This window comes from Sphingomonas sp. (assembly GCF_051962185.1).
Lineage (GTDB): Bacteria > Pseudomonadota > Alphaproteobacteria > Sphingomonadales > Sphingomonadaceae > Sphingomonas.
The window spans coordinates 19,107-33,265 of record NZ_JBQCCN010000051.1; the positions used below are offsets into that span (position 1 = coordinate 19,107).

Genomic DNA, 14,159 nt, shown 5'->3' on the forward strand with positions numbered 1-14,159 from the left:
CGATGAGGCCCGATCTTCCCCTGCGTGTCGCCATCGCCGGCCTGCTCGCCGCGACCGGGGGCTGCATGTCTTCCGCGAGCCGAACCGCCTTGCCCGAAGGAACGCGGTTCACCGCGGACGCCACCGCGTCGTCGGTCGCCGCTTCCAGGCTGCTCGCGGACGGCAATTACGGGCTGGCGATCGAGATGTATCGCCGCCTGCTCGTCACCACGCCCGACGACGCGGCCGCGATCGAGGGACTCGCGCTCTGCTACGACCGGCTGCAGCGCTACGACCTGAGCGACGTCTATTTCCAGAAGGCGTTGGCCCTCGCCCCGCGCAACGAGAGTTATTATCGCGCCTATGCGGCGTCGCTGACCGCGCAGGGCCGGACCGAAGAGGCAGGATTGCTCGACGTCGACCGTCGCGCGATGCTGGCAGCGGCGACGGCACCCGCCGCGCCGGCGCAGCCCGCCGCGGTCGCGGTGGCGGCCGCACCGACACCGCCGACACCACAGCCGCCGGTGGTGGCCGCGGTCGCCCCTGTCGTCCCGGTCGTGCCGCCGCCTCCCGCGCCGAGCGGGCCGCGGCTCGAGCAGATCGCGCTGGGCGTCGTCCATCTGATCCTGCCGCCGGCGTCGAGCCCGGCCGGCAGCTCGACCGTATGGGTGGCGATCCCGCCGCGCGCGCCGGCGACCACGCCCAAGGTCACGCCGGCACCGATCGCCACGCCATCCGCGCCGGGCGCGCTGCGCAACACGATGGTGATCAATGCGGTGGGCCGCAAAGGGGTGGCCGGCCGGGTCCAGGCCTATCTTGCCGGGCGCGGCTGGCGGCCGCTCGATCGCGGCGACAGCGGGATGCGCATCCTGACCAGCCGGATCCTCTACCCGCCGCAGGGTGAGACGACGGCGCGCAAGCTCGCGCGGGCAGTACCCTTCGCGACGCGGCTCTATGCGGCACCGCGCGCCAATCGGATTCAATTGCTCGTCGGCGCCAACGCGCTGCGGGCCGACTCCAAGCTGGCCGGGCGACGGCGATGAGCCCATACGCCCGCCTGCTCCCGCTCGCGGCGCTCGCTTTATCCGCCGCCGCATCCGCCTCGCCGCCCGACGACCTCGGCCTGGTCGACGCCGCGATCAAGGCGGGGCGATTGGTGCAGGCGCAGACGATGCTCGACCTGCTGCCCAGCGACAATACCGATACGACGGAAGTCGCAATACTGCGCGCGCAATTGCTGCTCGCCCAAGGAAGCTATGCAGCGGCGGCGGCGGCGTTCGCCAAGCTCGCGACGACGGCGGGCGACGATTGTCGGGTGATCGCCGGGCGCGGCATCGCGGCGACCGAATTGCGCCAGACCGAACCGGCGATCGCCTTGCTGCGCGCGGCGACCACCCGCTGTCCGTCCGATGGCGAGACATGGTCGGAGCTTGGCCGCGCCCTCGCGGCGGGCGAGCATTGGAGCGACAGTCGGGTGGCATACGACCGCGCGCTCGCGCTCGACGGCCGGCGCCCGTCGCTGCTGAACGACATGGCGGTCTCGCTGTTGATGGAACGGCGCTATGCCGAGGCAAAGGCCCTGCTGCTCGAAGCGCGCGCTGTCGCGCCCGAAGACCTGAGGATCGCCAACAATCTCGACATCGCGGCCGCCTCGCTCGGTGAAGCGCCGGTCCGGCCGGCCGGCGAGGAAGCAGCGCGCTGGGCGGAGCGGCTGTCGAACGCCGGCTATGCGGCGTTGCTCGCCGGTCGGGTCGACGACGCCCGCGCCTGGCTCAGCCAATCGATCGCCGCAGCGCCGGTCTTTCCCGCCGCGACCGCGAAAATGCTTTCTTCACTGGAACCCCGAAAATGATCTCGCTTCACGATTTGTCGCTGATCGCGCTGTGCGGCCTGCTGGTACTTGCCGCCGCGATGGACGTGTGGAAGCTGCGCATCTCGAACCTGTTTCCGGCCGCGGTCATCCTGCTGTTCCCGGTCTGGTTGTACGCCTGCGGCTGGACCGGGGAGCTCTGGCAAAACGCCGTCGTCTTCATCGCCACCTTCCTCGGCGGCCTGTTCCTGTTCTCGCGCGGGTGGCTGGGCGGGGGCGACGTCAAGCTGATGGCGGCGGTCGCCTTGTGGTTCGATTTCAAGGGCGCGGCCGCGCTCTATCTCTGGATCGGGATCGGTGGGGCGATACTCGCCATCGTGTTCGTCGCGCTCAGACGGATGCTGCCGGCAGGCATCACCGAAACGGGCACCATTCCCAGCCTCAAGGCGAAGGGGCCGATCCCGTACGGCCTGGCGATTTCGGGCGGCGCCCTGCTCGCCATCGCCGGGAGCAACGTCAATCCGCAACCCACGCCGCAACCGCTCGACCCGGCCAGCCTGCTCGGGCCGCGGGTCGGCGCCACCGACACACGACCCGCGACCGCGCATTACATCGCTTCGGCGGCCAGCATCATGATGAGCTGAGCGCGCGAGCTGATTCCGAGCTTGCCGTAGATGTGGTGGAGGTGGAGCTTGACCGTACCCTCGGTCAGGCCGCAGCGCTTGGCGATCTCTCGGTTGCGCAGACCCTCGCCGACCAGTTTGACCAATTCCTCCTGCCGCCGCGTCAGGCCGTATTGCGGCAGGACCGGTACCGCCTGACCAGCCATACTGCGCCTCAGCACCCGCTCGATGATGGTCGGGTCGATCCAGGTATCGCCGCGATTGACCGCCTCGATGCAGGTGATGAGATTGCTCGGGTCGTTGTGCTTGAGGACGATACCGTTGATGCCCAGCTTGACCGCCTCCATTGTCTCCGCCGGTTTCAGACCAACCGTGAGGAAGACGATCGGGATCTGGTTGCCCGCCGATCGCAGCGTTCTCAGGATATGCAATCCGCCGCCGTCCGCCATGCTGACGTCGAGCACCAGGATATCGAACGCGCCGCGCGCAACGCGGTCGAGCGCGTCGGACGAACTTCGCGCGGTGTCCTCGACCAGGTGCCCGTTGGTCTCGAGAAACTGGCGCAGCCCCTCGAGAAAGATGGGATGGTCGTCAACGATCAGCAGCTTCGACATAGACACCAACTTTCAATGGAATTCTCAATGACAACAATACCCCGCGCTCCATCGGGTCGGCATAAGCGCGGCCGTTGAGCGCCTTGACTCGCTTGGTCAGCGACCGCGACAGGATGCCTTCGACATCGGCGCCGTCCGCGGCGGTTTCGATCATCGTGGCGCCGTCGCTCCTGATCGACACCAGGACCGCCTCATCACGCAGCGCGGCGGCTACCCTGACCACTGCCGCCTTGGCGTGCTGAACCGCGTTCGACACCGCCTCCCGCACCAGGAACTCGACCTCCAGCGCGATATCCGGCGAGACCGGAAGCACGGGCGGCTCGGCCTGGACCGAGCAGTCGATTCCCCATTGCCGCGACAGCAGCTCCGCCCGCTGCGCCAGGTGGCTGGCGAGATCGATCCGCTCGCCGACCGGCTGCGCGCTGTCGTTGACGAGTTCGCGCAGGCAGGCCTGCTCGGCGGAGATGATCGATTCCAGTCCCTTCAGCCGCTGTTGCCGCAGTGGCACCGGCATGTCCGGATCCTTCATCAGCACGGCGACCTGGAGGCGCAACCCGGCGAGCGTCTGGAGGACGCTGTCGTGCATGTCGCGACTGATATCGAGGCGCGCGTTGGCGAAGGCATTCTCTCGCCACGCCTCGAACATCTGATAGCGATCGAGCGTCGCGCTGACCGCATGGCCGGCGGCGGCGACTTGCCCGAGCAGAATTTCCGACACGCGGGGCAGCCCGACGAGATAGACATAGCCTTCCATCGCGTTCGCCGCGATCGGCATCGCCCCGACCACCGCCGCGCCCTCGACAAGGTCGTCCGGCAGGAAGCCGGGTTCGACCGCGCGAACGGCGGCCCCCGCGCCGGGCTTGCTATTGACCAGAGCCTTGCCGGTCCGCTTTTCCCACAGGAACGCCTCGTCCCAGCCCGTCGGCAACAGCATCCGTTCGGCGCCCCCCGCCGCCGGTTCGATCTCGGTCAGCGCGTCGCCCTCGAACCGATAGAAATGGCCGGTCGCGTTTTCGCCTCCTTTCCAGCAGACGAGCACGATCCGCGCCTGGAACCGACCCGCCAGCCGCTTCGATATCTCCTCGATCGGCATCGATCGTGCGCGGATACCGGTCGCGAGCAATTCGCCGTTCCAGCGATCGCTCGACGTCGCATCGGCCTGGCGCATCTTCACCACCAGCGCGGCGGCTGCGACGAACGTCAACATGGTGAACTGAAGCAGTTGCTGGTCCCAGCCGGCACGCGGGATCGCCGGCCAAAACGAGGCGATGCGATCGTGCAACAGCACGATTGCCGCCAGGATCAGATATTCGATCGCGACGCTGGCGATGCTCGATTGCAGACGCTTGATCACCAACAGAAAGATAATGAACGGCAGCCGCAGAACGGTCAGAACGGGATAGAAGACCAGCACCGCCAGCCCCAGTACCTCGTCGGCGACGGCGCTGATCCGCCGCATCACTCCGGTCGCCTTCCACGACACCAGCCGCGCCAGAAGCGTGGCGACCGCCAATGTCAGATAGCCGGCGAAGCACAGCCGCACGGCGCGCTCGAGCGCGGGCAACGGAAAGGTTGTGCGCAGCACGATTCCCATCGCGATCGTCGCCAGCAGGACGCGCCCAGCCGCCACGATGTCGTGTGCGCCCGAATAGCCGAAATCGCGCCGCAGCGCGGCTCGCATCCTTCCCGTCAATTCACTCGTCAAGTCGCCTTCACCCCCCGGTAAACGACCTGACGGACCCTACACCATCGCGAGCGGCGTTGTCAGAGCAAATACGCAAGGCAGAGGCCCGAGATCGGACATAATCGTCGTTGAGCGCGTCTCAGCGGCGTCCGATTACCCGCGCCGTGGGCACGCGATTGTAGACGAGTCGAAAACCGATATTGGTGGTACCCAGGCCCGAATCCTGTCCCTCGCGCGCCGCCGACCGGTAACGCTGGCAATAATTGGGCGCGCAAAGGTAGCTGCCGCCCTTGATGACATGCGTCGGCACCCCTCCTGCGCCGGCGACGCTGGCCGCGCTCGGCCCGTGCGGATCGTCGGCCGGGGCGGCCGGATCGTGGCCGGGCGCGTAGAAATCCGACGTCATTTCCCAGACATTGCCGATCATGTCGTACAGCCCGAAGGCGTTGGGCTTGTAACAGCCGACGGGCGCGATTCCCTTGAAGCCGTCCTGGTCGAGATTGAGGCTCGGGAACACGCCCTGCCAGGTATTGGCCTCGGTCGGCTGGGTGCGAGTCGAGGGCGCGCCGGCGGCGGCGGCATATTCCCAGTCCGCCTCGGTCGGAAGCCGCCCGCCGCGCCACCGCGCATAGGCCAGCATATCGGCATAAGCGACATGCACCACCGGTTCGTCGGGGCGGTCGGCGGGGCCGGCCGGGCCATAGGGCCTCCGCCAATTGGCACCCGGCAGATATTGCCACCAGTCGCGATAGTCGTTGGACGGCGTGGACGGCGGGCGGAACACCGCCGAGCCAGGCTTGAGCATATTGGGCGGAATGCGATCCCGGGGCATGGCGAACTGACGCGGATCGACCGGTTTCTCGGCGACGGTGACATAGCCGGTCGCGGCGACGAAGGCGGCGAACTGGCGATTGGTGACTTCGTGCGGATCGATCCGGAAGCCGCGCACCGATACCCGGCGCGCCGGGCCTTCCTCGCGATAGACGTCGTCCTCGCCCATCAGGAAGGTGCCGCCGGGCAGCGCGACCGGCGTGTCGGCCAGCGTCGCGCAGTGACGAGCCACGGCCGCGGTAGCTTCACGGCCCGCGCGATCGCGCGAACCACAGCCGGCGAGCAACGCGATCGCCGCCAGACCCGATGCCATTACGCAGGCAGCCGAAATTTTCATACGTCGGCCGCGCCCCTCGATCGTGCCAGTATCGCTCGCCTCCTCGCCGCTCGAACGGTATGTTCGGACGGTGATACGCGCCGGACCGCGCCGAACAAAGTGCGCTGTCCGTGGCCGCGGGCGATCGACAATATCGAAGTGAACGCGACAGCCGGTTCGGGCGGATGAGCTTTTACTCCAGGACCCCACATTCCGCCTGTCGCGGGGCGAAAGTGGCCCGAACGCGATAGCGCTGTTCGCACGCCGCCTTATGGTCGGATGAGCGCAACGCCGGTATCCTGGGTGAACCGAGCGCAGCCGGGGAGGACATGGGGTGAAGCGACACAGGCGCTTCCTGGGCCTGGCAATGGCCGTGCTCGCCGTCGGCGCGACCGCCGGCACGCGATCGCCGCGCGACGACCGCGCGCCCTATATGCGCGACCTGTTTCCCAGCACCTACCGGCCGCTGCCGCGCACCGACACGCTGATCGTCCACGCTACCATTCTCGACGGGGCCGACCATCGCATCGACGACGGCGAATTGCTGATGCGCGACGGCAAGGTCGTCGCGATCGGGCACGACCTGCAGGCGGCGGGCACGACCGTGATCGACGCGCACGGCCGCTGGGTGACGCCCGGCATCATCGACATCCACAGCCATGACGGCACCTATGTCGTGCCGCTGACGACGATCGACGACAAATCCTCCGACGTCAGCGAGTTGAGCGACCCGAACGCCGCCGGCACCTGGATCGAGACGGCGGTCAACCCGCAGGACCCCGCTTTCTCGCGCGCGCTGGCCGGAGGAGTGACCACGATGCAGGTCCTGCCGGGGTCGGACCCGATCTTCGGCGGCCGATCGGTCATCCTGAAACCGATCTCGGCGCCGACCATGCAAGCGATGAAATTCCCCGGCGCCGGCCAGGGCATGAAAATGGCGTGCGGCGAGAATCCCAAGTCAGAGGATGCCGAGCTCAAACGCGGGCCGACCAGCCGCCAGGGCGAGATCGCCTATATCCGCGACGCCTTCGCCCAGGCGCGGCACTATATGCACGAATGGGACGAATATCTGGCCGGCAAGGACGACGACCGGCCGGTCGACGACCCCAGGCTCGACACGCTGGCCGGCGTGCTGACCGGCGCCATCCCGGTCCAGATGCATTGCTATCGCGCCGACGAAATGGCGGTGATGATGGACCTCAGCCGCGAGATCGGCTTCCGCATCGCCGCCTTCCATCACGCGGTGGAGGCCTACAAAATCGCGCCGTTGCTCGCCGCCAATCACGTCTGCGCGGTCGTGTGGTCCGATTGGTGGGGCTACAAGATGGAGGCGCTCGACGGCATCCGCGAGAACGCGGCGTTCGTAGACGAGGCCGGCGGCTGCGTCATGATGCATTCGGACTCGCCGGTGCTCGGCCAATGGCTCAATATCGAGGCGGGCAAGGCCGCCGCCGCCGGCCGGCGCGCCGGGCTGACGCTGCCGCCCGAGCATGTCATCTCCTGGGTGACCAGCAATCCGGCACGCGCGCTGGGGCTTAGCGATCGCATCGGCAGCCTGGTGCCCGGGCACAATGCCGATGTCGTGATCTGGTCGGCCGACCCGTTCAGCGTGTTCGCGCGCGCCGATACCGTGTTCATCGACGGCGCCGTCGCCTACGACCGGCTCGATCGCCGGTATCAGCCGCGCTCCGATTTCGAGCTCGGCCGCGCACCGGGAGCGCGGCCATGATCCGCGCGCTGCTCGCGACGCTGGTGCTGGTCGCGCTGCCGGGCATGGCGGCGGCGCAAACGATCGCGATCGTCCATGCCCGCGCCATGCCGGTGGCGAGCGCGCCGATCGACGATGCCACCATCGTGCTCGACGGCTCCAGGATCCGCTCGGTCGTGGCGCACGGACCGGTGCCCGCGGGTGCCCGGGTGATCGACGCCGCCGGCCGTGTCGTGACGCCCGGCCTGATCGGTGCCGCCACCCAGCTCGGCCTGGTCGAGGTGCTCGGCGCGCGCGATACCGACGATCAGGCGGTCGCCAGCGGGCCACTGGGTCCGGCGTTCGACGTGCAATATGCGATCAACGCCAATTCCGCATTGCTGCCGGTGGCGCGCGCCGACGGCGTGACCCGGGCGATGACCTATCCGGGCGGGGCGGCGACGACGCCCTTTTCCGGCATGGGCGCTGTGATCCGCCTGGTGCCCGATGGCGACGTGCTGGAAACGCCGCGCGCGGCGATGTTCGCGGCGATCGGCAATACCACCCAGGCCAAGGCCGGCGGCTCGCGCGCCGCGCAATGGGTGCTGCTGCGCAATGCGCTCGACGAAGCGCGCCGCTTCGCCACCGCGCCGCGATCGGCGGGGCCGCGCGACCAATTGCTCGACCGTCCCGATATCGAGGCGCTGGGCGCGGTGATCGCCGGCAGGATGCCGCTGGCGATCCAGGCCGATCGCGAATCCGACATCCGCCAGGCGATCCGCCTCGCCGCCGACCAGAAGGTGCGCGTGGTGATCCTGGGTGGCGCCGAGGCGTGGCGCGCGGCCGACGCGCTGGCGGCGGCGGGGATCCCGGTGATCCTCGACCCGGAAGCCGATCTGCCGCAGACCTTCGACGCGCTGGGCGCGCGGCTCGACAATGCGGCGCTGCTGGCGAAAGCGGGGGTGACGATCGCTTTCTCGGTTTCTGGCAACGGCATCTACCTCAGCTACGACGCCGGGATCGACATGCGCGAAGGTGCCGGGATCGCCGTCGCCAACGGCTTGCCTTACGCCGACGGGCTGAAGGCGATGACCGCCGGCCCGGCGCGCATCTGGGGCCTGGCCAATGCCGGCACGCTGGCGCCCGGCGCCGACGCCGATGTCGTCATCTGGGACGGCGACCCGCTCGAGCCGGCGAGCGCGCCGGTCGCGGTGTTCGTGAAGGGCGTCCAGGCATCGCTATCGACCCGGCAAACCGCGCTGCGCGACCGCTATGCGCCGGCCCGCGCGAACGATCCGATGCCGGCCGCCTATCGCTGACCGGCGACACCCGACTGGATTTCAGAGGAGCAACGACATGAAACACCTGCTGCCGATCGTGCTGATGTGCGTCGCGACCCCGGCTTTCGCGCAGAGCGCGCAGCCCGCTCCGGCACCGGCGGCGCCGGCCTTTCAGCATCAGGTGGTCGAGATCTATCGCGTCGTCGCGGGCCAGCAGGAAGCGTTCCTGCGCTTCATCGCCTTGTGCGACGAGGCCAATCGCCTGGCCGGGCTGCCGCCGCGGCAATTGTACGTCCATAGCGACGGTGCCGATTGGGACTATCTGCTGATCCAGCCCGCCGAAACGCCCAAGGACAAGGCGGCCGCGCTCGATGCGGCATGGAAGAAGGTCGGCCTGCCGTCGGGCGCGGATTTCTTCTTTGAAATCCGCAAATATATCGCCGGCCATACCGACACGTTCGTCACCGGTCCGACCACCGCCAAGGACTATCTCGCCAGTGCCGCCAAGCCGTGACCCCGCGGGACTTGACGGTCGGCGGCACAACGCCTGTAATCGGGGCGATGCGGGCATCGGCCCGCATGAGCCGCAAGCGATCGGATGCCCCGTGGTGAAGCGCTCCAGCGACTATCCCCTTCATTCGCGCCCGATCATCGGGTTCGCCGACGAATATCCCGCGGGCTTCGTCGACCCGTTGCATTGCCATCACCGCTCGCAATTGTCCTATTCGGCGTTCGGCACGATCTCGGTCATCACCGAAAGCAGCAGCTTCATGCTGCCGCCGCACCGCGCGATCTGGATCCCGGCGGGCATGATGCACGAGGTGCATTGCAGCGCCACGGTATCGACCTACACGCTCTACATCGACCCGGCGCTCGATCGCCAGCCGCAGGAATGTCGGGTGTTCGAAGTGTCGGAACTGGTCCGCGCCTTGATCTTCGAGGTCGGGCATTTCCCGGTCGGCTACGATCTCGCCGGGCGCGAAGGAAAACTGGCGCAATTGCTGCTCGACGAGATCGAGCGGATGCCGAGCACGCCGAGCGAAATCGTCATGCCGCGCGACCGGCGGCTGCTGCGCGTCTGCCATGCCCTGATCGACGACCCCGCCGACCAGCGCGACATCGACGATTGGGCGAGCGTCGCCGGCATGGGCCGCCGCACATTCACGCGGCTGTTCAAGGATCAGACCGGCGCCGGGTTCGCGACCTGGCGGCAGCAAGTCCGACTGATGGCGGCGCTGCAACGCCTCGCCCTGGGCCAGCCGATCACCACGGTGGCGTTCGAGGTCGGCTACGAAAGCCCCAGCGCCTTCACCGCGATGTTCCACCGCGCGTTCGGCGTCGTCCCCAGCGCCTATCTGGCCAAGGTGCGGCATCCCGCCGCCCCCCCCCGCGCCGGCAACGGCGCGGCAACGGCCTGATCTCACGAGCGATAAACCCGATAGCGACAACACCATCGCGGCGATTGCTCTATGCCGGGACTATTCTTTCCCCGGCATGGCTTTCGATGACCGTTCCCTCGATCGATCCGCAACTCCAGATCTTCGTCGACGGCGTGGCCGCGGCCTATGCGCGCCATCCCGACGTCATGACGCTGCCGGCCGAGGAGGCCCGCCGCGTAGTGGAAGAGGTGCGGCGGCCCTGGCGCCAGGGCGGGCCGGCAATGTACGCAACCGAGGAACACCTGTTCGATCTTCCCGGCGGCCCGATGCGCGCGCGCCTCTATCGGCCTAACGCGCGACAGCGCAGCGCGGCGCTGATCTACCTCCATGGCGGCGGCTTCACCTTTTTCAGCATCGACACGCACGATCGGCTGATGCGCGAATATGCCGCACGCAGCGGCATGACGGTGATCGGGCTCGATTATCCGTTGTCGCCAGAGGCGAAGTTCCCGGTCGCGCTGGAGCGGATCGTCGCCTGCGTCGAATGGCTCGTCGCGCATGGCGGCACGATCGGGATCGATGGCGACCGGTTGGCGATCGGCGGCGATTCGGCGGGCGGAAATCTGTCGCTGGCGGCGGCGATGGTGCTTCGCGACCGCGGCGAGCCCGACGCCCTGAAGGCACTGGTGCTCAATTATCCGGGCCTGTCGCCGGACAAATCGGCCGAGGCGATCGCGAAGTTCGGCGGCGACGACGCGATCCTGACCGCGAGCGAAGCCGATTTCTTCTGGAACAATTACATCGGCGACGCCGCCGACCGGAACAACCCGCTCGCCAATATCCTGACCGCCGACCCTGCCGGCCTGCCGCCCGCGCTGTTCATCGTCGCCGAGATCGACCTGATCGCCGAGCAGAGCGAGATCATGGCCGAGCGCATTCGGGACGCCGGCGGGATCGCCGAGCTCAATGTCTATCGCGGCGCGGTACACGGCTTTGTCGAGGCGATGTCGGTGTCGGCGCTGGCCGAACGCGCGATCGCCGATGCTGCCGATTGGCTGGTCGCTCTTCCCGCCATGGCGGAAACGGTGGCGGCGGCGCGATGACCCAGAACGACCGCCGCGAATTGTGGACCCAGATCCACCGTTATTCCGGGCTGACGATGATGGGCTTCCTGCTCATCGCCGCGGTCACTGGCTGCGTGCTGTGCTTCATGCAGCCGCTCGACCGCGCGCTCAATCGCGACCTGTTCGTCAGGACCGACGCCTCGGCGCCGCTCGACCCGCTGGTCGCGATGGAGAGCCTGAGCGCGGCGCGGCCCGACCTGCAGATCCTGTCCTTCCCGCTGCACGTGGATGCGGGCGACACGATCCCCGTCGACGTGGGCGCCGCGCCCGGCGCCAGGCCGATCGATTACGACCAGCTTTTCGTCGACCGCAACGACGGCCATATCGTCGGCACCCGTCACAGCGGGCCCGGCTGGGGACGGCGCGGCCTCGCCGAGGGTATCAAGGCATTCCACTACACCCTGCTCGCAGGCGACTGGGGGCGATGGCTGATGGGACTGGTCGCGCTGATCTGGTTCCTCAGCAACCTGGTCGGCGTCTATCTGACCTGGCCGCGCAAGGCGCCTTATTGGAAAAGCTGGAAGCGGATGTGGCGTTTCAGCTTCAAGAGCATGTTCGCGCGGCTGATGCTCGACGTGCATCGCTCGACCGGCCTGTGGCTGCTGATCGGCGTGACGATCCTGGCCTTCACCTCGATTTGCCTGAACTTCTACAGCGAGGCCTATGAACCCGTGGTGACGCGGATGGCGCCGCTCGAGCATACGCTGTTCGACCGGCCGGCGCCGTTTCCCGATGGCGCCAGACCCACGCTCGGCTTTGCCGATGCCGTGACGCTCGCCGAGCGACAGGCGGCGAAGGACGGGCTGAAGTGGACGCCGGCGACCGCGATCTACGTGCCGAGCTGGAACCTGTACGGCGTCACGCTGACCAATGACGGGCGGCTCAATTATCGCGACCTGGGCCCGGTATATTATTATTTCGACGCCCGCACCGGCCGCTACGCGCATGTCGTCGATCCCTATAGCGACAGCGCCGGGTTGGTGATGATCCGCATGCTCTACCCGCTGCACAGCGGGAAAGTGGCGGGATGGCCGACCGTCGCGCTCATCTTCCTGCTCGGTCTCGCGACGATCGAAATGGCGGTGACCGGATTCTACGTCTGGTGGAAGAAGCGCAAGTCGCGCGTCGCGGCGCGCACCGCCGCGGCCAAGCGCCAGGCAAACACCATCGCGACAACAAAGGCCCCCGCGCAATGACGACCGAGCTCGATCCCGATATCCGCATCTTCCACGCCCGCACGTCGGCGGATTATGCGCGTCTGTCGGGCGGCGATCCCGGCGACCTCGCCCAGCGTCGCGCGGTTGCCGAGCGCGTCCGCCAGCCATGGATCGAGGGCGGCCCGGTCATGGCGCATACCGAGACCCTGGCGGTCGGAACCACCCGCATCCGCATCCATCGCCCGAGCGAGGCCGCGATGCTGCCCGCGCTGGTCTATCTGCACGGCGGCGGCTGGATGCTGTTCAGCATCGACACCCACGATCGATTGATGCGCGAATATGCGGCGCGCAGCGGCTGCGTCGTGGTCGGCGTCGACTATAGCCTGTCGCCCGAGGTTCGTTTCCCCGTCGCGCTCGACGAGATCGGCGCGGTGTGCGCCTGGCTGCGCGACCATGGCGCGGCGTATGGGATCGATGCGACGCGGATCGCGTTGGGCGGCGATTCCGCCGGCGGCAATCTCGCGCTGTCCAGTGCACTGAAGCTGCGCGACGCCGGCCATCCGGTGCAGGCGTTGCTGCTCAACTACGGAGCGTTCGATAACGTGCCCCGCACGTCGCACGCGCGCTATGACGGCGATGCGTTCATGCTGACGAGTAGCGAGATGGCGGAATTCTGGGAAAACTACCTTGGGCCCTCGGCCGCAGCCGCCGACGACCCGCTTGCCCGGCCGTTGCGCGCCGACCTGCGCGACCTGCCGCCGACGTTCCTGTGCGTCGCCGAGTGCGACATCCTGCTCGACGAGAATCTGGAAATGGCGGCACGGCTGCGCGCGGCCGGTGTCGCGGTCGACGCGCGGGTCTATCCCGGCGCCACGCACAGCTTTCTCGAGGCGGTCGGCATCTCGGCGCTGGCCGATCGCGCGATGAGCGAGGCAGCCGGCTGGCTCAAGGGCGTACTGCGGCCATGAGCGGCGCGTTCTCGGAAGTCACGCATGACGATCTCGCCCGGCTGATCGGGGAACATCCGCTGGCGTGGATCGTCGCGCCCAGCGCGCCCGCTTACGCCACGCCGATGCCGTTGCTGCTGGAGCGCGACGTCGACGGCGCGCCGGTGTCGCTGCTCGGGCATCTGCCGCGCAAGCATCCGCTGGTCGCTGCGTTCGGCGCACAGCCGCGCGGGCTTTTCCTGTTTCAGGGGCCGCACGGCTATATCACGCCCGAATGGCTGTCCGACAAGGATTGGGCGCCGACGTGGAATTTCGCCGTCGCGGCGATCGAGGCCGAAGTCGCGATCGACCCGGCGCTTACCGACGAGGCGCTGCAACGCCTGGTCGCGCACATGGAGCGCGACCGCGCCGAGCCGTGGACCACCGACGCCCTGGGGTCGCGCTACACCGCGCTGCGCGAGCGCGTGACCGGTTTCCGGGCGACGATCACCGGCTGGCGCGCGCGCTTCAAACTGGGCCAGGACGAGCGCGGCGAGGTGTTCGACGCGATCGTCGCGGGGATGGGCGACAGCGACCTGACCCGCTGGATGTTGGCGGCGCGATAGGACTTCTAAATTCCTCCCCGGAACGGGGAGGGGGACCGCCGGCCGTAAGGCCGGTGGTGGAGGGGGCCCACGACCCCACTCACCTTCTCGCTTGTTGCGCGTTTGTCGCGGGCCCCCTCCACC

14 protein-coding genes are annotated in these 14,159 nt (G+C 68.2%); 11 read left to right on the forward strand and 3 right to left on the reverse strand.

The window, feature by feature from the left end:
- The first annotated feature begins 2 nt into the window (after positions 1 to 2).
- The 3 genes from ACTHJR_RS03300 to ACTHJR_RS03310 are packed head-to-tail and all read left to right on the forward strand — an operon-like array spanning position 3 to position 2,433.
- Positions 3 to 1,022: a LytR C-terminal domain-containing protein gene (locus tag ACTHJR_RS03300; protein WP_440521666.1), complete on the forward strand. Its 1,020-nt coding sequence runs from the start codon at positions 3 to 5 to the stop codon at positions 1,020 to 1,022.
- Complete coding sequence (locus tag ACTHJR_RS03305) at positions 1,019 to 1,831, forward strand: hypothetical protein (protein WP_440521667.1); 813 nt, start codon at positions 1,019 to 1,021, stop codon at positions 1,829 to 1,831. The genes ACTHJR_RS03300 and ACTHJR_RS03305 overlap by 4 nt, the downstream gene beginning before the upstream one ends.
- Positions 1,828 to 2,433 carry an A24 family peptidase gene (locus ACTHJR_RS03310; protein WP_440521668.1) on the forward strand — a complete coding sequence of 202 codons (606 nt, stop codon included), beginning with the start codon at positions 1,828 to 1,830 and terminating at the stop codon, positions 2,431 to 2,433. Before ACTHJR_RS03305 ends, ACTHJR_RS03310 begins: the two co-directional genes overlap by 4 nt.
- On the opposite strand, the gene ACTHJR_RS03315 is transcribed toward ACTHJR_RS03310, so the two are convergent.
- From ACTHJR_RS03315 to ACTHJR_RS03325, 3 genes are all read right to left on the reverse strand, one after another.
- Positions 2,397 to 3,026, reverse strand: a complete 630-nt coding sequence (locus ACTHJR_RS03315; RefSeq protein ID WP_440521670.1) for a response regulator — start codon at positions 3,024 to 3,026, stop codon at positions 2,397 to 2,399. The genes ACTHJR_RS03310 and ACTHJR_RS03315 overlap by 37 nt on opposite strands.
- Positions 3,004 to 4,707, reverse strand: coding sequence for a sensor histidine kinase (locus ACTHJR_RS03320; protein WP_440521671.1), 1,704 nt, complete (start codon positions 4,705 to 4,707; stop codon positions 3,004 to 3,006). Before ACTHJR_RS03320 ends, ACTHJR_RS03315 begins: the two co-directional genes overlap by 23 nt.
- Before the next feature lie 142 nt (positions 4,708 to 4,849).
- Complete coding sequence (locus ACTHJR_RS03325) at positions 4,850 to 5,854, reverse strand: formylglycine-generating enzyme family protein (protein WP_440521672.1); 1,005 nt, start codon at positions 5,852 to 5,854, stop codon at positions 4,850 to 4,852.
- A 337-nt stretch (positions 5,855 to 6,191) separates the two neighbouring features.
- Here ACTHJR_RS03325 and ACTHJR_RS03330 point away from each other — a divergent pair, with 337 nt between their 5' ends.
- The 8 genes from ACTHJR_RS03330 to ACTHJR_RS03365 all read left to right on the forward strand — a co-directional run bounded on the left by ACTHJR_RS03330 (position 6,192) and on the right by ACTHJR_RS03365 (position 14,036).
- A complete protein-coding gene (locus ACTHJR_RS03330) occupies positions 6,192 to 7,586 on the forward strand; it encodes an amidohydrolase family protein (RefSeq protein ID WP_440521673.1) in 1,395 nt (464 codons plus the stop codon).
- A complete protein-coding gene (locus ACTHJR_RS03335; protein WP_440521674.1) occupies positions 7,583 to 8,863 on the forward strand; it encodes an amidohydrolase family protein in 1,281 nt (426 codons plus the stop codon). Before ACTHJR_RS03330 ends, ACTHJR_RS03335 begins: the two co-directional genes overlap by 4 nt.
- 37 nt (positions 8,864 to 8,900) lie before the next feature.
- Positions 8,901 to 9,338 (forward strand): hypothetical protein, encoded by a 438-nt coding sequence (locus ACTHJR_RS03340; protein WP_440521675.1) that lies wholly within the window; start codon positions 8,901 to 8,903, stop codon positions 9,336 to 9,338.
- Between the two features lie 94 nt (positions 9,339 to 9,432).
- Entirely contained in the window at positions 9,433 to 10,242 is an 810-nt protein-coding gene (locus tag ACTHJR_RS03345; RefSeq protein WP_440521676.1) for a helix-turn-helix domain-containing protein, read from the forward strand.
- An 86-nt stretch (positions 10,243 to 10,328) separates the two neighbouring features.
- A complete protein-coding gene (locus tag ACTHJR_RS03350) occupies positions 10,329 to 11,306 on the forward strand; it encodes an alpha/beta hydrolase (protein WP_440521678.1) in 978 nt (325 codons plus the stop codon).
- Positions 11,303 to 12,523, forward strand: a complete 1,221-nt coding sequence (locus ACTHJR_RS03355; protein WP_440521679.1) for a PepSY-associated TM helix domain-containing protein — start codon at positions 11,303 to 11,305, stop codon at positions 12,521 to 12,523. Before ACTHJR_RS03350 ends, ACTHJR_RS03355 begins: the two co-directional genes overlap by 4 nt.
- Positions 12,520 to 13,452 (forward strand): alpha/beta hydrolase, encoded by a 933-nt coding sequence (locus tag ACTHJR_RS03360; protein WP_440521680.1) that lies wholly within the window; start codon positions 12,520 to 12,522, stop codon positions 13,450 to 13,452. The genes ACTHJR_RS03355 and ACTHJR_RS03360 overlap by 4 nt, the downstream gene beginning before the upstream one ends.
- A complete protein-coding gene (locus ACTHJR_RS03365) occupies positions 13,449 to 14,036 on the forward strand; it encodes an FMN-binding negative transcriptional regulator (protein ID WP_440521681.1) in 588 nt (195 codons plus the stop codon). The genes ACTHJR_RS03360 and ACTHJR_RS03365 overlap by 4 nt, the downstream gene beginning before the upstream one ends.
- The last annotated feature ends 123 nt before the right edge of the window (positions 14,037 to 14,159 follow it).

Coding starts and splice junctions, on each gene's coding strand:
- ACTHJR_RS03300 (WP_440521666.1), top strand. CDS start 3: ATGAGGCCCGATCTTCCCCTGCGTGTCGCCATCGCCGGCCTGCTCGCC.
- ACTHJR_RS03305 (WP_440521667.1), top strand. CDS start 1,019: ATGAGCCCATACGCCCGCCTGCTCCCGCTCGCGGCGCTCGCTTTATCC.
- ACTHJR_RS03310 (WP_440521668.1), top strand. CDS start 1,828: ATGATCTCGCTTCACGATTTGTCGCTGATCGCGCTGTGCGGCCTGCTG.
- ACTHJR_RS03315 (WP_440521670.1), bottom strand. CDS start 3,026: ATGTCGAAGCTGCTGATCGTTGACGACCATCCCATCTTTCTCGAGGGG.
- ACTHJR_RS03320 (WP_440521671.1), bottom strand. CDS start 4,707: ATGCGAGCCGCGCTGCGGCGCGATTTCGGCTATTCGGGCGCACACGAC.
- ACTHJR_RS03325 (WP_440521672.1), bottom strand. CDS start 5,854: ATGGCATCGGGTCTGGCGGCGATCGCGTTGCTCGCCGGCTGTGGTTCG.
- ACTHJR_RS03335 (WP_440521674.1), top strand. CDS start 7,583: ATGATCCGCGCGCTGCTCGCGACGCTGGTGCTGGTCGCGCTGCCGGGC.
- ACTHJR_RS03340 (WP_440521675.1), top strand. CDS start 8,901: ATGAAACACCTGCTGCCGATCGTGCTGATGTGCGTCGCGACCCCGGCT.
- ACTHJR_RS03350 (WP_440521678.1), top strand. CDS start 10,329: ATGACCGTTCCCTCGATCGATCCGCAACTCCAGATCTTCGTCGACGGC.
- ACTHJR_RS03355 (WP_440521679.1), top strand. CDS start 11,303: ATGACCCAGAACGACCGCCGCGAATTGTGGACCCAGATCCACCGTTAT.
- ACTHJR_RS03360 (WP_440521680.1), top strand. CDS start 12,520: ATGACGACCGAGCTCGATCCCGATATCCGCATCTTCCACGCCCGCACG.
- ACTHJR_RS03365 (WP_440521681.1), top strand. CDS start 13,449: ATGAGCGGCGCGTTCTCGGAAGTCACGCATGACGATCTCGCCCGGCTG.